This window comes from Cytobacillus gottheilii (assembly GCF_018582665.1).
In the GTDB taxonomy this organism is placed as follows: Bacteria; Bacillota; Bacilli; order Bacillales; family Cytobacillaceae; genus Cytobacillus; species Cytobacillus gottheilii.
Genome location: NZ_CP071709.1, coordinates 1,081,004 through 1,104,294 on the forward strand (window position 1 = coordinate 1,081,004; position 23,291 = coordinate 1,104,294).

Consider the following 23,291-nt stretch of genomic DNA (forward strand, 5'->3'; position numbering starts at 1 on the left):
ATAGTAGCGACTAATACTGAGGGTGAACAAGTGATGAAAGAAGTTATTTATGAAACATTAAAAAATCTGCATTTTACGGAATATGAAGCGAAAGCATATCTTACCTTATTGGAGGAATCTCCATTAACAGGATATGCCGTAGCGAAAAACTCTGGTGTACCTCGGTCGAGAATTTATGAGGTTCTGGATAGTCTCGCTTTACGCGGAGATATTTTAGTAAGCCCTGGCAGCACGCCGCAATATACCCCTGTTCCTGCTAAGGAGTTAATTAAAAATCGCCGCAGGGAAGCAGAAGAGAATTTTGAACTGGCCGAAAAATCATTAGCAGAGTTTGAACGTTCTGCTAATGACCGGGAAAATATCTGGAATATCACAGGAAGCAGCGAAATCCTTGATAAGGTAAAAGAGTGTATATGCTCTGCCAAAAAGAGAATTCTTTTAGAGGTATGGGGTGAGGAGTACGAGGCGTTGGAGCATGAACTAAGGCAGGCAGCCAAAAAGGGTGTGGATATAATCATCATCTCTTATGGTGAAATCACGTCTGATTTTGCTCATGTGTACCATCACTATATGGGAGATGAGATTACTGAAGAGTATGGCGGGCGATGGATCGTTATTAGCTCAGATGATACAGAAGTCGTAGCAGGAATTGTTTCTTTGGGAAAAGATAGCCGTGCAGCATGGACAAGACATGTCGGTTTGGTGATGCCAATTACAGAGTTTATCATTCATGATTTGTATCTCATGGAAATAATGGAGAAGCACAGAGGTCTATTAGAAGAAAGCTTTGGAGATAACCTTATCCATTTACGCCATAAGTTTTCCATGCATCCAGACTTTAAAAAACATTATATAAAATAATGATTAAACGAGATATTGGATTTAGGTCTGTCCCAATTAAATCTTGTCACATTTAACCTAAGCTGCCTCGTTTGGCAGCTTTTTAATTTTATAAAAGGCAGGTTACTTCATAAGTCACATAGAATTTAAATATAAGGAACTGGAAAAGGTGGTTTATATTTACATGATTGATGTGACACAATGCCCTCAGGTTCAATAATAATGTGAAGCACGGATATACTTTTTCAACTCGCCGAATTAGCTGGTCAGATTCTCCAGAGTCCATTTTTGCTGATGATGATCATGAAGCATTAAGTAAAGATGCATTTCTAAGATGAAAAAAATCCACGCTGTTAGATGTGAAAAATGCAGGTTAGTACTGTTTAAACATGAGTAAGTACAGTAGATAAATATAAAATATAGGTGAATGGGGGAAAGTTGTGATGAATTATTTTATCTTCTTCTTATTCTTTTCTGTAGTGTTTTTTGCACTTGAAAGAGTACTGGTTAAGGTATTCGGAATTAAGAGGAAAAGCCTTTCTGAAACAGCTGGTAAAAAGATAGATCAATGGGGACGGGGCATTCTTTTAGTTGTCCATCTGAGTGTGCTGCTGTTTATACTTCAAATGGAATTAAATATTAAATGGTATTTAATTAGCTTCTTTATAACCTCTTTTGGTTTTCAAATGGTCTTGGAGTGGGTGTATTTAAAAAAGACTAAGCAACATATTTTAACCCTTATATATCTAGTGATCTCCGTCCCTATTCTCTATAATAGTGAGATCATTATGGAACAGATTGATTTTATCAGAAATGGTTTCTAACTAAGAACGTTTAAAAAAGATATAAAGATGTAGAAGATTCACAAAAACCTATAAAATCCGAGGTGAAATACGTTGAAAGAATGGACAAAGACCATTGAAATAGATGCACCAATCGATTATGTATGGAGCTTTTTAGACGGGCCGGTTGAGAACATGCAGAGGATTATGCCGGGGGTCCTTGAGAATAAACCAGTTAAAGTGACAGAAGAAAATGTAGGAAGTATTTATCGCCAAAAATATAAAGAAGGCAAAAGAATAGAAGAATATGATGTTGAAACTTTAGAATACCTCAATACTCCTGACGAGAAAAACCTGAAAGTTGGTTTCACGTTAGCAAAAATGTTCGAAATTACCGCAAAGTATGAATTAAGAAAAATTAACGATCAGAAAACTCAGTTTACATACACTACCAGAAATAAGCCGTTAAAAGCATTCCTCAAGCTTTTTTTATTTTTTGCAGGTGATAAAGTTGTTGTGAGATTTTGTGAGAAGGTGAAGAAAGAGGCTGAGGCTGACTATCAAAATTCATCGGATTTAAGATGAAAATGCAATTTTATAAAGAATTTTAATGAGTGTATGAGAGATTTTGTGAGTTGCATAATCTCTCTTTTTTATACATATAGACATACTCTGCCTAATCAAACAGCGTATTACATCTGTTTTCTGCGGTGCTCTTTGTTTGACAGTTAAGTCACAGCACTGTATTATTGACGTATCAATAATTGATGTATCAAACATTGACGTATCAATTATATAGAAAGGAGTTCTGCCTGTGAATGCTTGTTCTGTCCGATTACAGATTTTCCTGCAGCTGCAGGCTGTCAATAAGGAGCTCTGTTCAAAGTTCGAGTCTTGCTTAGGAGCCAGTCCATCTCGCATAGAGATTCTTCATTATTTGCTGCAGCATGAGGAAGTGACTCAATCCGCGCTGCAAGGCGAAGTTAATATCGATGCTGCCGCTGTTACCCGCCACTTGAAGCAGCTTGAGGCTGCAGGTACGATTGTACGCTACAAAAAAGCAAATGATCAGCGAGCTACATGGGTAAAGCTGGAGGAAGAAGCGAAGAGACACATACAGCAATCTTTTCACGAAAAGAGTCAATTTGTAGACGAAACTCTTGCCGGCTTTTCAGACGCAGAGCTAGAACAATTTCTGCAGATGCTGAGTAAAGTGAGTGAAAATGTGTCCCGTGTTACAAAGAAACAACTTGGAGGAGAAAATCATGAGCCAAATGTCTAAATATAATAAAGAAGCTTTTCTGGAGATCATGCAGGATCGCCGTTCTATCCGCACATATGATGAAAATGTAAAAATCAGCAAAGAAGAGATGTCTGAAATTCTCGCAGCAGCTACGAAGGCGCCATCTTCAGTTAACCTGCAGCCTTGGCGTTTTGTTGTGATTGAAAGTCCTGAAGCAAAAGCAAAGCTTGCTCCGCTTGCCAAATTTAATCAGCAGCAAGTGAAAACTTCTTCTGCTGTGATAGCTGTTTTTGCTGATTTGAATAATCTTGACTACCTGGAGGAAATTTATGGAAAGGCAGTCGAGCTTGGGTTAATGCCTCAGGATGTAAAGGATAAGCAAGTACCTTCCATCCGCGGGCTGCTTTCTGGGATTTCTCCGCAGGCGAATAAGGAAACCATCTTAATTGATAGTGGTTTAGTATCCATGGGAATCATGCTGACTGCAAAGGCATTTGGATATGACACATGTCCGATTGGCGGATATGAGAAGGATCAAATTGCAGAAGCATTTGATTTAGATAAAGACCGGTATGTTCCAGTCATGCTGCTTTCGATCGGAAAAGCAGCAGATGCAGGCTACCAATCCTACCGCATGCCGGTTGAACAAGTTGCAGAATGGAAATAAGGAGGAAAAAACAATGATTATTATTCATGCTAGAATGACAGTGAAAGAAGAGAAAAGGGAAGAATTCCTGCAAGAAGTAGAAGCAGTTTTGGAAGGAAGCCGCGCCGAAGAAGGTAATGAATACTACGATCTATTCCAGGATCCACAAGATGCTAACAGCTTTATCATGGTGGAAAACTGGAAAGACATGGAGGCTGTTCAAAGCCATAATACCAGCAGCCACTTCCAAAAATTCAGCACAGCTGCTAAAGAATTACTGGCTGCTCCACTTGCAGTAAATGTTTATCAAGGTGAGAAATTAAATTAATATAATAGAGGATGACTAACACAGTCATCCTTTTTTATATTATAAATCTTTGGATGTAATTCGGACTACCACAAACATCAATACACGCCTTTACTTCTTTTCATCCTCAACAATACCTGGGCCACAATGGCCAATACAGGCAATTCAATCAAAGGACCGATAATAAGAGCAAGAGCAATTAATGGCTGGTCCGGAAAAGCCGTCAGAACAATCGCGAGTGCAACAGGTGAATTCCGGGCAATGATCGTCATGCTTAAGCTCACTGTATCTTCATAACTATATCGAAAGACTTTTCCAGCTGTCTGCGCTGCAATAAAATTAATGATATAAAAGAGAGCAAGCGGGATCAGCATAATCCAGATGACTTCTATATTATTTAAAAGGTAAGATCCTTGTGATGCAAACATGGCTACAATCGCCAGACATAAAAATAAAATTTGGGTGGAGGCAAAGAATGGAATGATTTTTTTCTCTAATCTATCTTTTTGCGTCCGAAAGAAATAGCGGGTAAGACTTGCCAGGATAAAAGGAATCAGCAAGACCAATACGACACTTTCCAGAATGGCCGCCATTTCAACAGTTTCCATTGTTCCAGCGAAGATGAGTAAATAGATTGGCAGCAATACAAGCTGTAAAATTAAATTAACAGGCAAGACAGAGGTTGAAAGTGAGATGTTGCCTCTGGCAATGGAAGTGAAAATCAAATACCAATCTGTACAAGGAGTCACCAATAATAGGATAAAACCGAGCCAAAGAGCTGGGTGCTCCCATAAGAAAATTGCTCCTAATCCCCATGCTAAAAGGGGAGTCCAAACAAAATTCAACATAACATCCGTACTCAGAAACTTTATATTCCTAAAAGCGTTCTTTAGCCCTTTTAATGGAATCGTTAAAAAGAGTCCAAATAACATAAACAGCAGAAATGGCAGAATGAACGTTTCAGCATGCTTTTCAAATATAGAAAACTGCCCTAATAAAAGGCCTATTCCAACAGCAATTAAAATGATAAATGTTTGAAACTTTTCTATGAAATTCATTTTATAATTCCCCTTTAACAGACTGAGGGCAGATGTTCATAACGTACCGCTCTGTATTAATTTACATCAATTAAATTTTAAATGCATTATGAATATTGAGTTTGAATGTTAAGGATTCTGCTTTTAGCTAAAAGAACTCTCAATAACAGATATTCCACTGGAAGAGAGTATAGTGACAGAGCTGAATTTTTGTTAGAATTTAAGGAAAATACTAGGGTTTTTCCATCTAAATATAAAAAGCTGCAATGAAACATACAGTTTAGTTATTAATAAATAGGAAGAGGGATGATCTTGCTTATTACTTTATAGGCAAATTCATCCTTTTTTGGTTTTAAACTAAAAATGTGAGGTATTGATGATTATAAAGAACTATAATTGCTCAGTTTAAACTCTTTATTTTACAAGTTATATCCATAAAAATGCTGTCAGTTGGTCTGCCATAAACACCATTTCTCAATTGAAACAGGAGGTAAAAGAATGGAGAAGACAAGGAAAAAGTCACCTAAGAAGTTTTTCGCAATTGCAGGTATTCTCGGTGCCATTATCCTTACTTTATACGCAGTTGAACAAGTTTTTCATGTGGATGCAGGACTTACAGCTTTTCTTGATCTGCTGGATTCTCTTTCATGGAGAACATAGCGGAGTTTCTATTTGCCTCATTCCAAGTAAAGGAGGACATTCGTGAAGCAGGAAAAGTATCAAACGCCAAAGAGAACTCGCTCTTATGAATAGGATAGCGAGTTTTTTTATGCTGATGCGTCTGAAAGGTTTCTAAATTTACGTTAAGGATGAAGACATATATTGATTGATTGTTTTACCATAATAGGCATTATTCACTTTGGTGAAAAGAGGAATCCCTTAATATTTCCTTGAATATATACGAAAAAGTCGTTCAAAGGAGGCCGCTTATGGCACTAGTCGCAATTTACACGATTGGAAGACTGAATCGTCCTTACGATCATCCTGTATCAAAAGGGTTTTATGAGATGGGTTATAAAGTCATGCGCCAGGCATCTGTTTCTGGAGATTTAATCAGGGAATTTTCATCAGATGAAGTGCAGATCCCTGAAGAAGTGAAGGGTAAAGGATATCCTGTTCTGACGCTGACAGTTTGGCAAAGCCTGCAGGCCTTATATCGCTTTAGCTATTCTGGCAAGCATAGCCAAGCGTTGCGAAATAGAAGCAGATGGATGGAGTCTTATGAAGATAAACACATCCCATATATAATCTGGTGGACAGAAACGGTAAATGATGTGTCGTGGGAGGAGGCATTCAGGAGATATAACCATTATAAAGACCATGGTTCCACTCCTTTTGCTTTTGATTTTAAGCATGCGTTTGATGAAAAAGGAGAAGTATTGGTGATGAAGTAGTTCTTAATAAACTGATACTTTCCACTCTATTGTGATAGGTAGGCGCAGTAATTTGCCTGGTAATGAAATTAAATCTTCAGCAGATAATCCGCAGCGGCGTTATTAAGAAGTATAACTTACTTGAAGTAGTAAGAGAATAAGCTTGAGGACGTGAGATTGCGGATGTGGTTCCTATGGCTAACTGTTATTGTATTTAACCTAGTATTTTTATTCATGCCTAAAAAATTGACAATCATAGAGCTCTTCACTACATGTTTGTTTGCAATGGTCCTTCAGCAGGTAGTGGATCTGGCTCTAGACTTAAAACTCGACTTATATGGTTATTTTACAAAAGGCATACAATGGAGATATTTAATCCCGATATTTGGTATTTACCCGGCATGAACGCAATTTTTCTAAATTATTATCAATACATGAAGAACTATAAGCAAAGGTTACTGTACATAATTGGCTGCTCAATCTTCTCTGTGATTTATGAGGCATTAGCGATAAAAACAGGTTATTTTTATCATCATTATTGGAAGCTTTTGTACTCGGGAATTGCCTATCCTTTTTTACTACTTCTTTTATTATTGGTTTTAGAGTGGGTTAGAAGAATGATCCATTATCAATACGACCGTGTTACGCGGTAATAAAATGTATATTAAAGTATCTTTTGTAATGGATACAATTCTAAAGGGAATGATCTGATGTATATTTTGAGTAATATTTTATATATCGCGGCGGCCTATAAATGGGGCGATTGGAAAAATTGGAAACAATATTATCCAACCATCCTTTTTTTTATCATTGGAGATTTTTTATATAACTTTCTCCTCTATGAAAAATCAATGTGGCTATTTCATGACATCGTTTTGCCTAATCATACCCTTATTACAATCTTCACAATGGTTTTGTCTTATACAGCAACAGTATTAATATACGTAGGGAGGCGTCCAGAAGGAAGGGGAAAACGTTCATTATGGTTTTTATTATGGGTTGGGATTTATTTATTAGTTGAATATGTTAACAGCATCTTTGGCTTTATCACATACCATAATGGCTGGAACTTCTGGTGGTCTGCCATGTTTACTCTCCTGATCTTCTTTATCCTGCCTGTACACCACAAGCGCCCTTTGCTGGCTTGGTTCATCTCAATATTATTCATTGTTACGTTGTTAAGTATCTTTGATGTGAAGCTTAGTGAATTAAAATAGAATCAGCAGGAATAACAATTTGCTGAAAAACAAGCTTAGTTATAAAAAAATGAATAATACTACTGGAATGAGGGATATTCTAAGAAAAAAGGAATTTATATTATGATTGGACTAATAGCTGCAGTTATTACATTTAACCTCATAGCGTTTAAAACAAATAAAAGGCTAACACCTAATCAAATTGTACACATCTGGGCATTTACCATTGCGTTTCAACAGGCTTTTGATATCATAATTGAATTTAAATACCATGGCTACTGGTATTTTGATAAGGATATTGATTGGAAAGGGTTTATCCCTCATACCATTCTAATTCCTCCAGTAAATATGATGTTCCTTAACTGGTATCCTTTCCGAAAAAAAAGGAGTAAACAAATCTTCTATATCCTTTTATGGAGTATCGGTATATTGGTTTATGAAGCAATCACTTTACTTCCTGAACCGTGGGGATATTTTAACTACGGCTGGTGGACATTATGGCACGCAGCTGTAATAGATCCCATCCTTTTCATGATCCTGCTGCAATATTATAAGTGGATAACCAAATTGGAAGGTCAGCTGCAACCTTAACCATTTATAAAAAAATAGAATGGAAACTTATGCAGAATTCTCTTTATTAAGTTTTGAATTCAGTATAGTAAACCTGGGAAAATGGAGACTAGAATGATTTAATCTCCATTTTTATTAATCATATTTACTGCAATTTGTTTAAAGTCTCTTTCAATTATCACTTTATCGAAAGGGACCTTTGACAGCATTCAAACCTGATTCTGTTAAGCAACGCCAATCCAGTATCTCTCATTATGCATAGAATTAGCATCCGCAACGATCAGATGGATGAATCTTAGCAGAAAAGTCTGAGACAGGAAAATTCATTTCTTTCCAGGCAGAGATCCCGCCGGTTAATTCTTTTACTTTATAGCCACGTTCTAATAAAAATGCTGCTGCCTTTGCTGCTGTGTTACACCAGACATCCCAGCAGTACACGATAATTTCTTTATCTTTCGGTATTTCATGCAGACGTTCTTGCAGCTCTTGTTGGGGAATGACAGCAGCATCCTTAATCGTTACACTTCTTACATGTTCAGGACCGTTCCTTACATCCATTAAAAAATATTCTTCTGGATTGGCCTCTGCACATCTTAAATAATCCATAGGGCTGATAGTTGCTTCCAAACGGGTGTTAAAATAATCAAGTGCATTCATAAATAAATTACCTCCAGCTTTAAAGTGTATTCCAAATCTTTACAAGAAACTCCTTCAGCAATTCCTTTTCCTGTTTGCTTAAAGGTTCTAGTACTTCTAACTCTGTTTCAATTAGAAATTCCCAGCGTGAATCCAAAACTTGGTTTCCTTTTGGTGTGATTAAAAGGCTATAAGATCTTCTGTCATTAGGATTCTTTGTTCTCTCAACAAATCCCAAAGTTTCTACATGTTCAGGACCGTTCCTTACATCCATTAAAAAATATTCTTCTGGATTGGCCTCTGCACATCTTAAATAATCCATAGGGCTGATAGTTGCTTCCAAACGGGTGTTAAAATAATCAAGTGCATTCATAAATAAATTACCTCCAGCTTTAAAGTGTATTCCAAATCTTTACAAGAAACTCCTTCAGCAATTCCTTTTCCTGTTTGCTTAAAGGTTCTAGTACTTCTAACTCTGTTTCAATTAGAAATTCCCAGCGTGAATCCAAAACTTGGTTTCCTTTTGGTGTGATTAAAAGGCTATAAGATCTTCTGTCATTAGGATTCTTTGTTCTCTCAACAAATCCCAAAGTTTCTACATGTTCAGGACCGTTCCTTACATCCATTAAAAAATATTCTTCTGGATTGGCCTCTGCACATCTTAAATAATCCATAGGGCTGATAGTTGCTTCCAAACGGGTGTTAAAATAATCAAGTGCATTCATAAATAAATTACCTCCAGCTTTAAAGTGTATTCCAAATCTTTACAAGAAACTCCTTCAGCAATTCCTTTTCCTGTTTGCTTAAAGGTTCTAGTACTTCTAACTCTGTTTCAATTAGAAATTCCCAGCGTGAATCCAAAACTTGGTTTCCTTTTGGTGTGATTAAAAGGCTATAAGATCTTCTGTCATTAGGATTCTTTGTTCTCTCAACAAATCCCAAAGTTTCTAGGTGATCAATATGGCTTACCATCGTTGTCCGATCAATTTGTAGGTTCTCAGAAATATCCTTTTGTGATGAATAAGGATTTCCGTTAATAAATAAAAGGACGCCATATTGCCTAGCATTAATTTTATAAGGGGAAAGACCTTCAGCGAACTTAGTTTCCATTTGCTGAAGAACTTTTCCAAGCAAAAAACCGTAAGATTGATTCCATTTTTCCAATTAAGTGATCACCTCTTATAATAATCAGTTTAATATATAATCAGTTTAACTGATTAATTTTCAAAATGCAACTAAATCTCTATAAAAACATTTAATACAAATCAGCATATTAAAAAATAGTCTCTCTTTTATGAATCTTTGTTGCTTATAGATTCGTATAAAGAAGTAGTGATAATAAACAATAGAAGAGGGATGCGGAGATGGAGAACAGAGAATGTCTAAAATGCGGCAGCACTGAATTTGCAGAGGGTACAGATTATATGCCGATCAAAATCAGCAAAATGTCTATGAGCGGCGGGAATAAAATCTATACATTTTGTTTAGATTGCGGCGAGGTTGATTCGATCCGTATTGAAAATACAGAGATTTTTAGAAAGAAATAGACAATGTACATATTGAGCTCCTCCAAACGGAAGGGCTCTTTTTTTAAGAGTAATCCTTAAAAAGTATAGGATAGAAGAAAACCGTATTGTTTAAGGAGATGATATTGTAATGGATACTAATCAAATTACGTTTAGAGAAGCAGTTATACAAGACCTCGACAGAATTGTGTTTATGCTTTCAGACGATGTTTTAGGAAGCAAAAGAGAGCAATATCAACAGCCTTTGCCGGAAAGTTACATTACAGCTTTTCAATCGATTGCAGCCGATCCCAACAACGAATTGATTGTTGCTTGTTCTGGTGAAGAAATCATTGGGGTTCAGCAGATTACCTTTACTCCATTCATTACTCATCGGGGAGGATGGAGAGCAACAATAGAAGGAGTTCGAACGGCATCCAAAGTGCGAGGGAAGGGTGTAGGCTCTTTGTTAATTCAATGGGCTATTGAGCGTTCTAAAGAGCGCGGATGTCACATGGTGCAGCTTACAACAGATAAGAAGAGACCCGAAGCCCTTAAATTCTACGAAAAGCTGGGCTTTAAAGCTTCTCATGAGGGATTGAAGATGCAACTTTAAAGTTTTTATATTTTTATATGAAATAAGCCGAGAAAATTATATTTTACTTTATATAATTCTCAAATATTAAGCTATCGCCCAGCCGTTTTGTCATGAAAATAACTACTCTGAAAATGGATGTATTAGATCGAAGGATCTTCGATTCTCGGGAATAGAGTAGAATGGAAGAATCATGTAGAAAAATCAGCATATTGAATGTTTATGATATTGAATCAAAAATTTGAAACCCTTTCCCAGATCAAACGTAATTTAATTAAATGCCATTATACAATGATGTTATTAAGCTTTTGATAGGGGAGAATCGGGATGTTAAATTCGGGGAAAAGGCCAAAAATCAAATTACCGAAAACAAAGAGCGAATGGGTTTGGGATATTATTGGATATACTGTCTTCTTAGGTTCAATTATCTTTCTAATTTTTCATTGGAATGAGCTTCCAGACAGGGTCCCGGCGCATTATAATGCGTTAGGAGAAGTCGATCGCTGGGGTTCAAAAATGGAACTGTTGATTTTGCCGGCCATTGGTGTATTAATGGGCATTATGATGCAGGTGCTGGAAAAGTTTCCAGAGGTTCATAATTATCCTGAAAGATTAAACGAGAACAATGCAAAAGCATTCTATCTAGTCAGCCGAAAACTTTTGAATCAAATCAAAAACATTTGTTTGATGATTTTTGCTTTTATTTTATATGAATCCGCCTCTATTGCATTAGGAAAAAGCGATGGATTTGGAGTTTGGTTTTTGCCGGTCGTACTAGTGAGTACAATGATTCCGATTGTGATCGGGTTTGTAAAGCAAAGTAAAATTGAATAAAATTTTATCTTATTTACACTTCCTAAAAACAGGAGATTATGATATTTATAGGATAAAGGGATTAATTCTATTGTGATTAGGAGTAAGAATGTGAGAGAAATTGAGTGTTATACTTTTGAAAATGAAATTGAAGCGGACATACAGTTAGTCTTTGAATGTTTAAATGATGATGAGCATGTGGTGAAGTGGAACTCACAAATTATCGAAAATATATCTGTAGATCCTGAAAGTGAGATCAAAGTAGGATCTACTTTTATTACCAGGCAAAAGATCGATAAGAAGGTTATTGAAGTAAAAGCCACTTATTCAGAGTATAATCCTCCTTATGTGGTTGCTGTTGAGGCAGATACGAAAGAAGGAATCAGCAGGACGGTATATACATTGAAGGAGTTTCCTGAAGGAACCATTCTTCAGGTAAGAGTTACCCTGCTCCCGTCAAACTGGTACTATAAAACAATAACAAAACTAATGAAATGGTCTTTTAAGTTTATTTATGATGACCAATTTAAGAGTTTCATTGACTATGTTTACGACGTTCAATATGAAAGAGACGTAAGAGGTTAACGCCTATTGTAGATAAAAAGACGAGCGATCTATTCAATGATCGTTCGTCTTTTTGTCTTTATTCTTAGAGATTCCGCTTTTTGCTTTCCATTAATTTATGGTAATCCTCGAAGTACACTTTCTCTGCATTCGAAGCCCGGTCTGATGTGTTCATCACGCGATGCCAGAGCGGGTAGAGCGGTTCAAGTGCTGTTAAGTCATTGATTTGTCTAAAATCATCATCCGTTAGCTTAACCTTATACGATGCAATGTTTTCATGCAGCTGTTCTTTGTTTCTGGCAGCAATTACAACTGAATCGACATTTGGGCGATCGCGCAGCCATGCCAAAACAACTTGCGGCACGGTTGCATTATGTTTGGACGCTACATCCTGCAGGGCATCGACCAGATCGTAAAATAAATCCAGATCTTTAATATACGGTTCCTGCCAGCCTTCACCTTGCCGAGTTCCTGGTTCGGCTTTCTTATTTCTCGTAATTTTTCCGGTGAGAAGCCCTGAGCCAAGCGGAGACCAAATGCTGTTTGCCATGCCGAGTTCTTTGCCTGCCGGCAGAAGTTCATACTCTGCTTCTCGTGCCTCCGGCGTATAATAGATTTGCTGGGAAATTGGCGGGATCAGCTTGTTTTCCACTGCCATTGTATGTGTTTTCGCAAGAGCCCAGCCGCTGTAATTGGACACTCCCCAATAGCGGATTTTTCCTTTTCTAATCAAATCATTCATCACTTGGATCGTTTCGGAAACGGGTACTTGTCCATCCCAGAAATGTACATAGTATAGATCAATGAAGTCTGTACCGAGCCGTTTTAAGGATGCATCAATGGACGCTTCAATCTGGCTTCTGGTTGCACCAATATCATTTGGCTGATCGTTAATCTGAAAACCTGTTTTACTGCTGATGACCAACTTATGGCGTTTATCCTTAATGGCTTTGCCTAGTACAATCTCTGAACCGCCTTTTGCATAAAGGTTGGCAGTATCAAAATGATTAATGCCCTGTTCTAATGCATAATCCACCATATAATTCGCTGTTTCCTGATTCATGTCAGCCGCTTTTTCAAATCCGTTTGTCCCGCTGAAGGGGATCGTTCCTAAAGCATATTTTGAAACTCTTAAACCTGAATGACCGAATAGATTATAATCCATCACCATTCCTCCTTATTAATATGGATTGCGGTGTCAATTGGACTATACCCTGGAAAAAGAGTGTCTAAAACGGCAAAACATAATTCGCTGCATGAATCAGTGGAGCTGCATATCTATAAGAAAAATAGTTTTTTCTAACAAAGGTAATACATTGATATTCATGCTTCAAATGACGACTGAATGAAAAGGATCATCTCTGCCTTATGATCTTTAATTGAAGAGGCAATAAGAAAGCAAAAGTAATGAGATAAAAAATCAGTGTTGCATATTTAAACCAATTTTTAGTGTCCATATATCCAGTGGACTCCATCCCTACTTCAATCAAAAAGGAGATAGCGGTGAACAAAACCACTAAAATCCATTTGTTTCTGCTATCTAAAAAGCATAGAAATATGCATGCCATGGAAGGCGGAATAAATGTATAGGATAAAATGTCTCCTAAACCGGGTTTGTCTGGGTCACCTAAATCAATTAGATCAAAAACTCGTAAAACAATTCCATCCGATAGCCATGTAACAAACGCAACGATACAAAAAATAATATATATTTCTGCCATGTTCATTTTCTGTTTGGGAATGAAGCAAAGAGTTAAAAATAGAGCTATGCTGACAATAATCGGAAACCATAACCCCTTTGCTCCAAGGTCGAGATTTTCCAAAGCTGTAGAAAACATGCTGATTCTCCTTTAATTCGTCCTAGCACTAGTTTGGACAATCTGTGGAAAAAAATGCAAAACCGAGTAAGTTCATCTAGTTTTTATGCTATTAGGAATAACTGCGGTTATCGCGACAAAGAATAAGATTTTACTAAAATACTCTTAATAAATGTTTACAACTTGATGTAACTACAGAGTGTTTTGCTTTAAAAGGTAACTTTTTAGAGTTCCATATTGAATTTAATGTTAAGATAGAAAGATCAAGTCTTAAAATGCGAGTAGGTGAACAACATGATTGAAATTAAAACATCTCCACTTAGTGATGGGGAATTCAATAGAGGGGTATTTGCTACACGTGACATTCAAAAAGGTGAGCTTTTACATGAAGCACCTGTTATTGCTTATCCCAACGATCAGCACCAGCATATAGAGAAAACATTACTCGCTGATTACGCTTTTGAGTATGGGAAAAACCATTCAGCTATCCTTCTAGGTTATGGAATGTTATTTAACCATTCTTATGAACCTAATACCTTTTATGAAATTAATTTTGAAGGCCATACATTTGATTTCTATGCTTACACAGATATAAAAAAAGGCGACGAAATTCTAATCAATTATAATGGCGATGTGGATGACAAAGATCCACTGTGGTTTAATCAGGGTTAAAAGAATAGAAAATAAATGAAACATAACTATTATCATTCTCCTATTTTGTTAAATGGACGAAGGTAAGATGAAAAGTCTCAGTTGATTTTTAACTGAGACTTTTATTATTGATGCAAGATGTAAGGCAAGGGCGACTTATAATAATTTATCGTGATTTTGGTGATATTAACCTTTATGGATTTATTAATAGGGGTGGTATTAATGGAGAATAATCAAGAGGGCATTTTGTTAACTTCTGCTGAACAGTCTTATTTATGGACAACCTATCAAGCCGATACGATGGCCGTTTGTGTTTTTAACCATTTCCTTCAGCATATAAAGGATAATGAAATTAAATCACTTATTGTTTTTGCATTGCAGTTATCAGAGGAACACGCCAATTTTATTCGTGAAATTTTTATAAAGGAAAAGATACAAATACCACAAGGTTTTACAGAATCAGATGTTAACTTGCATGCGGAACGATTGTTCTCAGACGTCTTTTATTTAAATTATATAAAAAATATGGCTAAAGGCGGATTAGTAACTTACGGAAGAGTGCTGCAAAACGTATATCGGAAAGATATCCTTTCTTTCTTTTCTGCGTGTTTATCCCAATCAATTGAACTTAATAGCAGAGCCATTGACATTTCATTAAAAAAAGGACTTGCTATTCGCCCGCCCACTATACCATACCTTGAAAAATTGGAGTTTGTACATAAACAATCTTTTATCTTGGAGGGACTTGGAAGAAGGGAAGCATTAACAGGAACAGAAGTAACAAATTTATTTGCAAATATCCAAACTAATTACATAGGCACGAGTTTAGCAACCGCATTCAGCCAAGTTTGTAAAACGAAGAAGGCTCAAAACTTTTTTAAGAGGGGTAAAGAAATTGCCTTAAAGCATATTGAAGTATTCAGCAGTTATTTAAAGATGAGTTCACTGCCGGTTCCCGGCACTTATGAACAAATGGTAACTCAATCTAAGGATGCACCGTATTCGGATAAATTAATGATGTTTCACTTTAGTTTAATGATTTATTCTGGAGTAGGAAATTATGGCTTATCTACTGCTGAAACACAAAGAAGCGATTTAGTTGCAGATTATACGCGTTTAAATGCGGAGATATTAAAATACTCAGAGGATGGTGCAAACATTATGATTGCGGAAAAGTGGTTAGAACAGCCACCTTTAGCAGCTAACCGAAGAGACCTGGCAAAGGGGTAAATATTATAATAATTAATCACTTAGGTGGTTTGGGATCCGTTTCTAGTATGAAAGAGAATTTGAGCAGTTAATAGCAAAAATAGAGTGTATTACATTTATGACCATCAACTGGCTGCATATTCTCCAGGGAATGCCTCAATAGAGGAGGACCTTGCCAGCCAAAAAAAGAGTCAGTAAAATTTTTGCTGACTCCTTTTTTGGGTTGTTAAATCTCAATAATGATAGGAAGAATCATTGGTTTCCTCTTCGTTTCGGTAAATACATATTGCCCTACTGATTTTCTTATACTCTGCTTAATTGCACTCCATTGCTGTCTATTTCCCTTTCGCATATCATTAACGGTGGTTGTAACAAGACGGTTGATTTCTTTTAGCAGATCATCGGAATTTCTGTTGTATACAAATCCACGTGATATAATGTCCGGTTGTGAAACGAGTTTTCCCTCTCTCCTGCTCATTGTTAATACAATAACGAGCATTCCATCTTCAGAAAGCTGTTTGCGATCTCTTAACACAATGTCTCCCACATCACCAACACCAATTCCATCCACGAAGGTATTTCCTGCTTGAATTTGCCGGGTCTGACGGGCAGTTGCGTACTCGATATCTATCACATCGCCATTATTTATAATAAATGTGTTTCCTGGTTCCACTCCAACAGATTCAGCTAATAATTGATGATGATGCAGCATTCTATATTCACCGTGAATCGGGATAAGATACTTTGGCTTCATCAGTGTAAGCATCAGCTTTAAATCTTCTTGATAGCCATGACCGGAAACATGCATGCCGGATGTGCTGCCTGATCCGTATATGACATTGGCCCCAAGTGCAAAAAAGTTGTCAACGATACGCGTTACGTTCCGTTCATTACCAGGGATTGGTCCGGCAGCAAAAATAACGGTATCACCTTGTATAATTTCAACACCGCGAAAATTGCAATTAGATAGCCGAGCAAGGGCTGCTAACGGTTCACCTTGACTTCCAGTGCATAAAATCGCCACTTTCTCAGGAGGCATTTCATTGATTTGCTGCTGGTCAATAAACATGTCTTCAGGAGCGGTTAAATAGCCCCGTTCTAAAGCAACATCCACAACATTAATCATACTGCGCCCAAGCAGCGCAATCTTTCGATTCGTTTTTTGGGCAGCATCCACGACTTGCTGAACCCGGTTAATATTTGAAGCAAACGTAGATAGAATGACTTTGCGTTCTGCTTTTACAAAAGCATCCTCAACATGCTTGCCTACCATTTGCTCTGAAGGAGTTAAGCCAGGCCGCTCTGCATTTGTGCTTTCAGATAATAGCAGAAGGACACCTTCACGGCCGATTTCAGCCATCTTATGAATATCCGAATGTTCGTTGTTTGCAGGAGTTAAATCAAACTTGAAATCACCAGTATGTACGATTTTGCCTTCAGGTGTGTTAAAAACAATTCCTAGACAATCAGGAATACTATGATTTACCTTGAAGAAGCTAATGCCTATTTGATCAAATTGTATGTTTGAATTCGAGTCAATTTCGATCAGTTCAGTTTCCCCCAGAAGCTTATGCTCTGTTAATTTTAATTCTATTAATCCGAGCGTGAATCTTGTGGAATAGACAGGTACATTTATGTTTTTTAAGAAGTAGGGAATACCTCCAATATGATCTTCATGCCCATGTGTGACAATTAACGCTTTTACTTTTTCTTTATTTTCAAGCAGGTAAGTAATATCCGGGATAATCAAATCAATCCCTAATAAACTTTCATCAGGAAACTTATTGCCGCAATCGATTATGAAAATATGGTCGGAGCATTCAATGGCATACATGTTTTTCCCGACTTCATTAAGTCCGCCTAAGGCAAAGATTGATACTCCGTTTATTTTTGCACTCAAATTAGTTCCTCCCAGTTTTATTGTTTTTTGTTAATATTTCCTATTGGGACTTCTTTTATTAGAGAAGTAATGGAAAAATAAACTACATTAAAAAACTGGAATTTAGTGAAAATGTTGATTAGAGTCTTAATGAACCGTATCATTTCTATTATCAATATATAATGTGCCATCATTTTGTATCTCGGCATAAAAGACATCTGAAACTGAAGTTATTCCATTTTTGCTTAATTGCTGATCCAGCCAATCCTCTGTAAGGTTCAACTTAGAAAGGTTATCGATATTAACCTTACCATCAGATATGACACCAGTTGAAATAGGATAAAGCTCATCAGAATCACTTTTGATGCTAAAATCACTTTTCGTTATAAATTGCTTATTATCTTTTTTCATAACAGAAAGTTCACCATTATTTTCTAATATTGCATAATTAACATCAGCCAAAGAGAAAACATTTTTTTGTCTAAGCATGGCATTCAAAGCATCAATATCTAATCGAACCTTTCGCAGTGCTTTTTCCATAATTTGTCCATCTTTAATAACGATTAAGGGTTCACCTTCTAGAGCAATGCGTGCTTTTTTAGAATTGATATCTAATAAATCCATGATAATCGTAATAATACCCCAGCCAACGAGTGCAAGCACTCCGTTACGAATACTTAAATTTTGGCTCACTGCCAGGTTGGCACCAATTGAGCCTATTGCGATCGCAGATACAAAATTAAAAAATGTCATCTGACTAATTTCTTTCCTGCCCATAATCCTCGTCATAACTAGCATTGTTAGAAAAGAAAGCAGGATCCTGATTGCTAATTCTAAAATTGACATAAAAAGCCTCCTTTTTGTTAGTTTGTCAAAAGATCTAAAAAACATTAAAAGAATGTATTCGGCACATATATTACAAAGTATCAATGTAATGCTTTGTGCAACATCTGTGGTGCTCCTTTTTCAGCTTTAAATACTAAAGCTAATGGTAGGGAAAGCTGAATATTGAATGAGTTTAGTCAGCAGAGAAAGTATGGTTAGCTGAGATGATAAACGTGATACAACAAAAGAGGGTGTACCAACTGGGAGGAAACTAGAATAAAAGGGGAAAAGGCTAGTAAGAACTAGCCTTGAAAGAGGAATAGAAAACATCTTCTACAATAGGGTTATGTTGCTTTCCTGGCATTCTTTTATAATCTGTTCATTCCAAACAGAAGCCTGAACTTCACCGATATGGACCTTCTTTAAGAGAAACATGCACAACCTCGACTGCCCGATCCCGCCGCCGATTGTATAAGGAAGTTTTCCATCTAAAAGTGATTTATGATATTGAAGCACTGCACGATCCTCATTATTTGCAATCTTTAATTGTTTTAAAAGAGAATGTTCATCTACTCGGATGCCCATTGAAGAAAGTTCAAAGGCTTTTTCTAATACTGGGTTCCATACAATAATATCGCCATTTAATGTCCAATCATCATAATCTGGTGAACGACCATCGTGTTTTTCTCCAGAGGCTAGCACATCACCTATTTGCATAATAAATACAGCACCGTGTTCCTTTGCAATGACATCTTCCCGTTCCTTTGGAGTAAGTTGGGGAAACATGATTTCAAGTTCCTGAGCAGAAATGAAATAAATGTCATTTGGTAACACAGGTTCTAGGTCAGAATGAAATTTGTGCATATATTCCTCAGTTGCTTTAATAGCCTGATAAATTTTCTCTACTTCTGTTCTTAATGTGTGCAAATTACGCTGTTCTTTAGAGATGACTTTCTCCCAGTCCCATTGATCAACGTACATGGAGTGGAGGTTATCTAAAACCTCATCTCTTCTTATTGCATTCATATTTGTGTAAAGTCCTTCGCCAAAGGTAAATCCATACCTGCCAAGGGCCATTCTTTTCCACTTTGCTAAAGACTGAACAACTTCAATCCGTTTATTCTTAATATCTAAAGCATCGAAGGAAACAATGCGTTCTTCTCCGTTTAAATTATCATTTATTCCATTGCCTTCACTTAACACTAAAGGAGTGGAAACCTTTATTAGGTTTAAGGCTTCCGAAAGCTTATTCTCAAAGCAGTTTTTGACCTCATTAATAGCAATTTCAGTATGCATTAAATTTAGTTTTGATTTATATCCACCTTTTAGAACTCCCAGCGTTTTAGTCACAAAATCTCCCCCATAAAATTAATAGCGTCCACATTAATCCTTAATGTCAAATACGTAATATGTTTCTAATTTTTAATGTATTAATACACAGAAGTACTAATGCAAATAACTAAATTACTTTATGAACGAACCATTAAAGTTGTGACAAAAGACCAGTTAATAAAAATCCTGCAGTATTTGATATTAGCGTATTAAATTATAGAAGAGAATCATTTAAAATGGCTATTGGAAACAGGCATCAAACGAGTAGTGTGAAGTTTTAATCAAAAATGAGATTGATTGTCCGCGTTGTGGGTATAAAACATTATAAAAGATCCGCGGGGTAACGTTTAATAATGTGAAATCTGCGGACTTTTTCTTATCCAACACCATTTGTAAATCTTTTATCATATTAAAGAAATAGGCCGAATTTAAGCTGATTTTTGGCTTCTTATGATGTAACCATGATATTCTAGAAACTATCATAATGATAGATTAGCACATCCCTTTTAATGGCATTTTTAAACGGGAAATCTTCAGTTGACATAAGGGAGGTTAAACGGAATGCAAAGATTCTTATTTGAGTATGAAATTATCTCAAGCGGTATTTCCAGGGAGCACAGCATAGTAGCAAAGGATGAAGCTGATGCAAAAAATGTAGCAGTGGAGCGAATAGCTGATATAGAATTTACCGATGCTGAGGATATAAAATTAGGAAGATTAGTAAAAGCGATTGAACTAAAAGACACTTATTATGAGTGTGAAGGCTGTACTTGATCTGATTTTCTGAACTTATTTAGCAGAAAAAGCAGTTAATAATGCTGAAGAAAAGAGGAGAAAAGGCGTTTCCCAAACGCATTCTCCTCTTTTTTTGTTTGAAATTTTTAACTGTTGATCGCACTGCTGACCGACCAAATGGTTCATTTGGTCCTAACTGAATACAAGATGAAAAACTAGGAATGATTTTGCCCTAAATAAAATCACATTAAACTAATGGATCGTTCGTTTGCGGATATAATTTTTCAACAGCTATTTGAAAGGAATAGTTCAACAGTGCTGCAGCAAAGATGACTAAGAAAAACACAAAGGATTTCACTTTAATATGATAAATCTTAAACTTTTTTAACAAAGCCACTAAAGGATAAGCATAAAAGATATCTGCAATTATGTTAATCAATGCGTATAAAAGAAATTTTCCTTTTGATAAGTAAAAAACCCATACAGTCATAACTAAATATGGTCCAAACAAAACTAAGAAAGCAGTATGTGTCACATTTCCCCGCCCGCCTTTTACTTTCCACAATTTGTGATTCGTAAAATAAAAAAATAATACACATTAGATTTAAAGAAGAAAACAAGGCAACTGGAAGGTATTTAATCAACATTCTTTTTTTATGAGGGAAAAGATGACCGAAAACCACGATATTAAAAAAGAGAAATTTTTATTAAAAGTTGTGACATTTTATCATTCCTTTTAGTTTTTATTTAGTCTGCAGTAGTTCTCAAATTCTATTCTTCATTAAAAGACACCTGCAAAAGTAATTTGCAGGTGTCTTTATGTGCGCCCGGCATGCGCATGAACTATAGGGTGTAAGTCCCGAACCTCGAAGACAGAAGTAGAGGTTAGCTAAAAGCAAGGGTGTCCGTGGTGACGCGGAATCTGAAGGAAGCTGGAGGCAAAACACCGGTCCGAGGAACACGAATCTCATATAAGGCTAGGTATGATTGAATGAGTTTGCATAACAAAACAAAGTTCTTTCTGTCGAAGGTCATATTCAGTAAATGAGGCGGACAGATGGTGTGAAAGTGCATGCGCTTACCCGGGGAGGTCTGACAGAAACGTGAAGTTCCCTTCATAACCTACTTGGTGACAAGTAGCTGAACTGTCAGAAGTCAGCAGAGGTCATAGTACGAGTAAGTCTAGAATTACTCGGAAGGACTGAACAATTAAGAGAGATTAGCCCTTGGCTTTCCACCTAGAACGAATAAACACAGAAAACAGCAGAACCTCACGCTTAGAAAGTAGTGGTGAATTCCACGAGGGTATTTGCGGAGGGTGGAGTTCAGGTGGGCATAAGAAGATAAGCTAATCACGGAAAGGAACGAAATGGCGATGTTGGATCAAATTCTGGAACGGCCAAATATGATACAAGCGCTAAAGCGAGTAGAAGCGAATAAAGGAAGCCATGGAGTAGACATGATGCCCGTACAAACCCTACGACAGCACATCCTCGAAAATTGGGAAACCATTAAATCGCAGATTTTGAAGGGAACTTATGAACCGCAACCAGTACGTCGAGTCGAAATCCCGAAACCAGATGGTGGTGTGCGTTTACTAGGGATCCCAACCGTGACAGACCGTTTGATTCAACAAGCTATCTCGCAGATTTTATCGAAGGAATATGACAAAACATTTTCGGACCACAGTTATGGATTCCGTCCAAATCGGAGCGCCCATGACGCGGTTCGGAAAGCAAAGGGTTATTTGAAGGAAGGTTATCGATGGGTGATTGATATGGATTTAGAGAAATTCTTCGATAAGGTCAATCATGACCGACTAATGGCGACATTAGCGGAACGAATTTCAAATAAACCATTATTAAAACTTATTCGTAAATACCTCCAAGCTGGTGTCATGATCAATGGAGTGGTTTCAAGTACAGAAGAAGGAACACCACAAGGTGGACCTTTAAGTCCTTTACTTTCAAACATAGTTCTTGATGAACTTGATAGAGAGTTGGAGAAACGTGGACATAAGTTCGTTCGATACGCAGATGACTGCAATATTTATGTGAAAACAGAACGTGCGGGGCTAAGAGTAATGGCGAGTGTACAAAGATTTATCGAAGGAAAACTTCGTTTAAAAGTAAACGAAAAGAAATCAGCAGTAGACCGCCCTTGGAATCGAAAGTTCTTAGGTTTTAGTTTCACGAATCACAAAGAACCAAAGGTTCGTCTTGCGAAAACAAGTCTAGTTCGAATGAAGAAGAAAATACGAGAAATTACTTCAAGGAAGATGCCATATTCCATGGAATACAGAATCATGAAGTTAAACCAATATCTAATGGGATGGTGCGGTTATTTTGCCTTAGCAGATACAAATTCCACATTTAAATCATTAGATAGCTGGATTAAAAGAAGATTAAGGATGTGTCTATGGAAGGATTGGAAGAAACCTCAAACAAGGGTCAGAAATCTTACTCGGCTGAAAGTGCCATATGGAAAAGCATACGAGTGGGGAAACACCCGAAAAGGGTACTGGCGTATTTCGAAAAGCCCCATATTACACAGAACCCTCGGCAATTCCTATTGGGAAAGCCAAGGGCTGAAAAGTCTGCAAGTTCGTTATGAAATTTTGCGTTACTCATCTTAATTGAACCGCCGTATACGGAACCGTACGTACGGTGGTGTGAGAGGTCGGGAGTTAATCGCTCCCTCCTACTCGTTTATTTTCTTCCGAAAGTAGTTTGGTCA

29 protein-coding genes are annotated in these 23,291 nt (G+C 36.9%); 18 read left to right on the forward strand and 11 right to left on the reverse strand.

Annotation, left to right across the window (positions count from 1 at the left end):
• Window positions 1-33 precede the first annotated feature (33 nt).
• The 6 genes from J1899_RS05280 (at window position 34) to J1899_RS05305 (ending at window position 3,839) form a co-directional block, all read left to right on the forward strand.
• On the forward strand, window positions 34-861 hold the full coding sequence (locus J1899_RS05280) for a TrmB family transcriptional regulator (RefSeq protein ID WP_214477942.1): 828 nt from the start codon (window positions 34-36) through the stop codon (window positions 859-861).
• Window positions 862-1,283: 422 nt separating this feature from the next.
• Window positions 1,284-1,664 carry a DUF4181 domain-containing protein gene (locus tag J1899_RS05285; RefSeq protein ID WP_066448895.1) on the forward strand — a complete coding sequence of 127 codons (381 nt, stop codon included), beginning with the start codon at window positions 1,284-1,286 and terminating at the stop codon, window positions 1,662-1,664.
• A 72-nt stretch (window positions 1,665-1,736) separates the two neighbouring features.
• The gene (locus J1899_RS05290) at window positions 1,737-2,207 is read left to right on the forward strand and encodes an SRPBCC family protein (RefSeq protein ID WP_214477944.1); all 471 of its coding nucleotides are present in this window, start codon (window positions 1,737-1,739) and stop codon (window positions 2,205-2,207) included.
• Between the two features lie 229 nt (window positions 2,208-2,436).
• Window positions 2,437-2,904: a MarR family winged helix-turn-helix transcriptional regulator gene (locus J1899_RS05295; RefSeq protein WP_214477945.1), complete on the forward strand. Its 468-nt coding sequence runs from the start codon at window positions 2,437-2,439 to the stop codon at window positions 2,902-2,904.
• The gene (locus J1899_RS05300) at window positions 2,897-3,532 is read left to right on the forward strand and encodes a nitroreductase family protein (protein ID WP_246586679.1); all 636 of its coding nucleotides are present in this window, start codon (window positions 2,897-2,899) and stop codon (window positions 3,530-3,532) included. Before J1899_RS05295 ends, J1899_RS05300 begins: the two co-directional genes overlap by 8 nt.
• Before the next feature lie 13 nt (window positions 3,533-3,545).
• Complete coding sequence (locus J1899_RS05305; protein ID WP_214477947.1) at window positions 3,546-3,839, forward strand: putative quinol monooxygenase; 294 nt, start codon at window positions 3,546-3,548, stop codon at window positions 3,837-3,839.
• 77 nt (window positions 3,840-3,916) lie between these two features.
• Here the strand turns inward: J1899_RS05305 and J1899_RS05310 are convergent, their stop codons facing one another.
• Window positions 3,917-4,876: an arsenic resistance protein gene (locus J1899_RS05310; RefSeq protein ID WP_214477948.1), complete on the reverse strand. Its 960-nt coding sequence runs from the start codon at window positions 4,874-4,876 to the stop codon at window positions 3,917-3,919.
• 477 nt (window positions 4,877-5,353) lie between these two features.
• Here J1899_RS05310 and J1899_RS05315 point away from each other — a divergent pair, with 477 nt between their 5' ends.
• From J1899_RS05315 to J1899_RS05330, 4 genes are all read left to right on the forward strand, one after another.
• Window positions 5,354-5,515: a hypothetical protein gene (locus tag J1899_RS05315; RefSeq protein ID WP_214477949.1), complete on the forward strand. Its 162-nt coding sequence runs from the start codon at window positions 5,354-5,356 to the stop codon at window positions 5,513-5,515.
• A gap of 269 nt (window positions 5,516-5,784) precedes the next feature.
• Window positions 5,785-6,249, forward strand: coding sequence for a DUF3291 domain-containing protein (locus J1899_RS05320; RefSeq protein WP_214477950.1), 465 nt, complete (start codon window positions 5,785-5,787; stop codon window positions 6,247-6,249).
• A 689-nt stretch (window positions 6,250-6,938) separates the two neighbouring features.
• On the forward strand, window positions 6,939-7,445 hold the full coding sequence (locus J1899_RS05325) for a CBO0543 family protein (RefSeq protein ID WP_214477951.1): 507 nt from the start codon (window positions 6,939-6,941) through the stop codon (window positions 7,443-7,445).
• Window positions 7,446-7,547: 102 nt separating this feature from the next.
• Window positions 7,548-8,015: a hypothetical protein gene (locus J1899_RS05330; RefSeq protein ID WP_214477952.1), complete on the forward strand. Its 468-nt coding sequence runs from the start codon at window positions 7,548-7,550 to the stop codon at window positions 8,013-8,015.
• 243 nt (window positions 8,016-8,258) lie between these two features.
• Here the strand turns inward: J1899_RS05330 and J1899_RS05335 are convergent, their stop codons facing one another.
• From J1899_RS05335 to J1899_RS05350, 4 genes are read right to left on the reverse strand one after another with little or no spacing between them, the layout of a single operon-like run.
• Window positions 8,259-8,651, reverse strand: coding sequence for a rhodanese-like domain-containing protein (locus tag J1899_RS05335; RefSeq protein ID WP_214477953.1), 393 nt, complete (start codon window positions 8,649-8,651; stop codon window positions 8,259-8,261).
• Between the two features lie 19 nt (window positions 8,652-8,670).
• Window positions 8,671-9,003 carry a MarR family winged helix-turn-helix transcriptional regulator gene (locus J1899_RS22575; protein WP_246586587.1) on the reverse strand — a complete coding sequence of 111 codons (333 nt, stop codon included), beginning with the start codon at window positions 9,001-9,003 and terminating at the stop codon, window positions 8,671-8,673.
• Window positions 9,004-9,022: 19 nt separating this feature from the next.
• Window positions 9,023-9,355 carry a MarR family winged helix-turn-helix transcriptional regulator gene (locus tag J1899_RS22580; RefSeq protein WP_246586587.1) on the reverse strand — a complete coding sequence of 111 codons (333 nt, stop codon included), beginning with the start codon at window positions 9,353-9,355 and terminating at the stop codon, window positions 9,023-9,025.
• Between the two features lie 19 nt (window positions 9,356-9,374).
• The gene (locus J1899_RS05350; protein ID WP_214477954.1) at window positions 9,375-9,794 is read right to left on the reverse strand and encodes a MarR family winged helix-turn-helix transcriptional regulator; all 420 of its coding nucleotides are present in this window, start codon (window positions 9,792-9,794) and stop codon (window positions 9,375-9,377) included.
• Window positions 9,795-9,994: 200 nt separating this feature from the next.
• Here J1899_RS05350 and J1899_RS05355 point away from each other — a divergent pair, with 200 nt between their 5' ends.
• From J1899_RS05355 to J1899_RS05370, 4 genes are all read left to right on the forward strand, one after another.
• Window positions 9,995-10,177, forward strand: a complete 183-nt coding sequence (locus J1899_RS05355; RefSeq protein WP_214477955.1) for a hypothetical protein — start codon at window positions 9,995-9,997, stop codon at window positions 10,175-10,177.
• A 109-nt stretch (window positions 10,178-10,286) separates the two neighbouring features.
• Window positions 10,287-10,751: a GNAT family N-acetyltransferase gene (locus J1899_RS05360; protein WP_214477956.1), complete on the forward strand. Its 465-nt coding sequence runs from the start codon at window positions 10,287-10,289 to the stop codon at window positions 10,749-10,751.
• A gap of 306 nt (window positions 10,752-11,057) precedes the next feature.
• On the forward strand, window positions 11,058-11,564 hold the full coding sequence (locus tag J1899_RS05365; RefSeq protein ID WP_214477957.1) for a DUF1648 domain-containing protein: 507 nt from the start codon (window positions 11,058-11,060) through the stop codon (window positions 11,562-11,564).
• A 90-nt stretch (window positions 11,565-11,654) separates the two neighbouring features.
• Window positions 11,655-12,128 (forward strand): SRPBCC family protein, encoded by a 474-nt coding sequence (locus tag J1899_RS05370; protein WP_214477958.1) that lies wholly within the window; start codon window positions 11,655-11,657, stop codon window positions 12,126-12,128.
• A gap of 64 nt (window positions 12,129-12,192) precedes the next feature.
• On the opposite strand, the gene J1899_RS05375 is transcribed toward J1899_RS05370, so the two are convergent.
• Complete coding sequence (locus tag J1899_RS05375; RefSeq protein WP_214477959.1) at window positions 12,193-13,272, reverse strand: aldo/keto reductase; 1,080 nt, start codon at window positions 13,270-13,272, stop codon at window positions 12,193-12,195.
• A 190-nt stretch (window positions 13,273-13,462) separates the two neighbouring features.
• Window positions 13,463-13,945, reverse strand: a complete 483-nt coding sequence (locus J1899_RS05380) for a hypothetical protein (RefSeq protein ID WP_214477960.1) — start codon at window positions 13,943-13,945, stop codon at window positions 13,463-13,465.
• A 273-nt stretch (window positions 13,946-14,218) separates the two neighbouring features.
• Between J1899_RS05380 and J1899_RS05385 the strand changes: the two genes are divergently transcribed.
• Complete coding sequence (locus J1899_RS05385) at window positions 14,219-14,596, forward strand: SET domain-containing protein (RefSeq protein ID WP_214477961.1); 378 nt, start codon at window positions 14,219-14,221, stop codon at window positions 14,594-14,596.
• Between the two features lie 201 nt (window positions 14,597-14,797).
• Window positions 14,798-15,805 carry a DUF3231 family protein gene (locus J1899_RS05390; RefSeq protein ID WP_214477962.1) on the forward strand — a complete coding sequence of 336 codons (1,008 nt, stop codon included), beginning with the start codon at window positions 14,798-14,800 and terminating at the stop codon, window positions 15,803-15,805.
• 205 nt (window positions 15,806-16,010) lie between these two features.
• On the opposite strand, the gene J1899_RS05395 is transcribed toward J1899_RS05390, so the two are convergent.
• The 3 genes from J1899_RS05395 to asnA all read right to left on the reverse strand — a co-directional run bounded on the left by J1899_RS05395 (window position 16,011) and on the right by asnA (window position 19,784).
• The gene (locus J1899_RS05395; protein ID WP_246586681.1) at window positions 16,011-17,618 is read right to left on the reverse strand and encodes a ribonuclease J; all 1,608 of its coding nucleotides are present in this window, start codon (window positions 17,616-17,618) and stop codon (window positions 16,011-16,013) included.
• Between the two features lie 192 nt (window positions 17,619-17,810).
• Window positions 17,811-18,509, reverse strand: coding sequence for a YetF domain-containing protein (locus J1899_RS05400; RefSeq protein WP_214477964.1), 699 nt, complete (start codon window positions 18,507-18,509; stop codon window positions 17,811-17,813).
• A gap of 312 nt (window positions 18,510-18,821) precedes the next feature.
• Window positions 18,822-19,784, reverse strand: coding sequence for an aspartate--ammonia ligase (gene asnA / locus J1899_RS05405; protein ID WP_214478763.1), 963 nt, complete (start codon window positions 19,782-19,784; stop codon window positions 18,822-18,824).
• A gap of 597 nt (window positions 19,785-20,381) precedes the next feature.
• Between asnA and J1899_RS05410 the strand changes: the two genes are divergently transcribed.
• Window positions 20,382-20,594, forward strand: coding sequence for a hypothetical protein (locus tag J1899_RS05410; protein WP_214477965.1), 213 nt, complete (start codon window positions 20,382-20,384; stop codon window positions 20,592-20,594).
• A gap of 208 nt (window positions 20,595-20,802) precedes the next feature.
• Here the strand turns inward: J1899_RS05410 and J1899_RS05415 are convergent, their stop codons facing one another.
• On the reverse strand, window positions 20,803-21,090 hold the full coding sequence (locus J1899_RS05415) for a hypothetical protein (protein WP_214477966.1): 288 nt from the start codon (window positions 21,088-21,090) through the stop codon (window positions 20,803-20,805).
• An 840-nt stretch (window positions 21,091-21,930) separates the two neighbouring features.
• Between J1899_RS05415 and ltrA the strand changes: the two genes are divergently transcribed.
• Window positions 21,931-23,190, forward strand: coding sequence for a group II intron reverse transcriptase/maturase (gene ltrA, locus J1899_RS05420; RefSeq protein WP_214474158.1), 1,260 nt, complete (start codon window positions 21,931-21,933; stop codon window positions 23,188-23,190).
• Window positions 23,191-23,291: the final 101 nt, after the last annotated feature.

Coding starts and splice junctions, on each gene's coding strand:
- ltrA (WP_214474158.1), top strand. CDS start 21,931: ATGTTGGATCAAATTCTGGAACGGCCAAATATGATACAAGCGCTAAAG.
- J1899_RS05400 (WP_214477964.1), bottom strand. CDS start 18,509: ATGTCAATTTTAGAATTAGCAATCAGGATCCTGCTTTCTTTTCTAACA.
- J1899_RS22575 (WP_246586587.1), bottom strand. CDS start 9,003: ATGAATGCACTTGATTATTTTAACACCCGTTTGGAAGCAACTATCAGC.
- J1899_RS05355 (WP_214477955.1), top strand. CDS start 9,995: ATGGAGAACAGAGAATGTCTAAAATGCGGCAGCACTGAATTTGCAGAG.
- J1899_RS05285 (WP_066448895.1), top strand. CDS start 1,284: ATGAATTATTTTATCTTCTTCTTATTCTTTTCTGTAGTGTTTTTTGCA.
- J1899_RS05315 (WP_214477949.1), top strand. CDS start 5,354: ATGGAGAAGACAAGGAAAAAGTCACCTAAGAAGTTTTTCGCAATTGCA.
- J1899_RS05390 (WP_214477962.1), top strand. CDS start 14,798: ATGGAGAATAATCAAGAGGGCATTTTGTTAACTTCTGCTGAACAGTCT.
- J1899_RS05280 (WP_214477942.1), top strand. CDS start 34: ATGAAAGAAGTTATTTATGAAACATTAAAAAATCTGCATTTTACGGAA.
- J1899_RS05385 (WP_214477961.1), top strand. CDS start 14,219: ATGATTGAAATTAAAACATCTCCACTTAGTGATGGGGAATTCAATAGA.
- J1899_RS22580 (WP_246586587.1), bottom strand. CDS start 9,355: ATGAATGCACTTGATTATTTTAACACCCGTTTGGAAGCAACTATCAGC.
- J1899_RS05365 (WP_214477957.1), top strand. CDS start 11,058: ATGTTAAATTCGGGGAAAAGGCCAAAAATCAAATTACCGAAAACAAAG.
- J1899_RS05310 (WP_214477948.1), bottom strand. CDS start 4,876: ATGAATTTCATAGAAAAGTTTCAAACATTTATCATTTTAATTGCTGTT.
- J1899_RS05300 (WP_246586679.1), top strand. CDS start 2,897: ATGTCTAAATATAATAAAGAAGCTTTTCTGGAGATCATGCAGGATCGC.
- J1899_RS05305 (WP_214477947.1), top strand. CDS start 3,546: ATGATTATTATTCATGCTAGAATGACAGTGAAAGAAGAGAAAAGGGAA.
- J1899_RS05360 (WP_214477956.1), top strand. CDS start 10,287: ATGGATACTAATCAAATTACGTTTAGAGAAGCAGTTATACAAGACCTC.
- J1899_RS05325 (WP_214477951.1), top strand. CDS start 6,939: ATGTATATTTTGAGTAATATTTTATATATCGCGGCGGCCTATAAATGG.
- J1899_RS05375 (WP_214477959.1), bottom strand. CDS start 13,272: ATGGATTATAATCTATTCGGTCATTCAGGTTTAAGAGTTTCAAAATAT.
- asnA (WP_214478763.1), bottom strand. CDS start 19,784: ATGCATACTGAAATTGCTATTAATGAGGTCAAAAACTGCTTTGAGAAT.
- J1899_RS05320 (WP_214477950.1), top strand. CDS start 5,785: ATGGCACTAGTCGCAATTTACACGATTGGAAGACTGAATCGTCCTTAC.
- J1899_RS05410 (WP_214477965.1), top strand. CDS start 20,382: ATGCAAAGATTCTTATTTGAGTATGAAATTATCTCAAGCGGTATTTCC.
- J1899_RS05330 (WP_214477952.1), top strand. CDS start 7,548: ATGATTGGACTAATAGCTGCAGTTATTACATTTAACCTCATAGCGTTT.
- J1899_RS05395 (WP_246586681.1), bottom strand. CDS start 17,618: ATGTATGCCATTGAATGCTCCGACCATATTTTCATAATCGATTGCGGC.
- J1899_RS05335 (WP_214477953.1), bottom strand. CDS start 8,651: ATGAATGCACTTGATTATTTTAACACCCGTTTGGAAGCAACTATCAGC.
- J1899_RS05380 (WP_214477960.1), bottom strand. CDS start 13,945: ATGTTTTCTACAGCTTTGGAAAATCTCGACCTTGGAGCAAAGGGGTTA.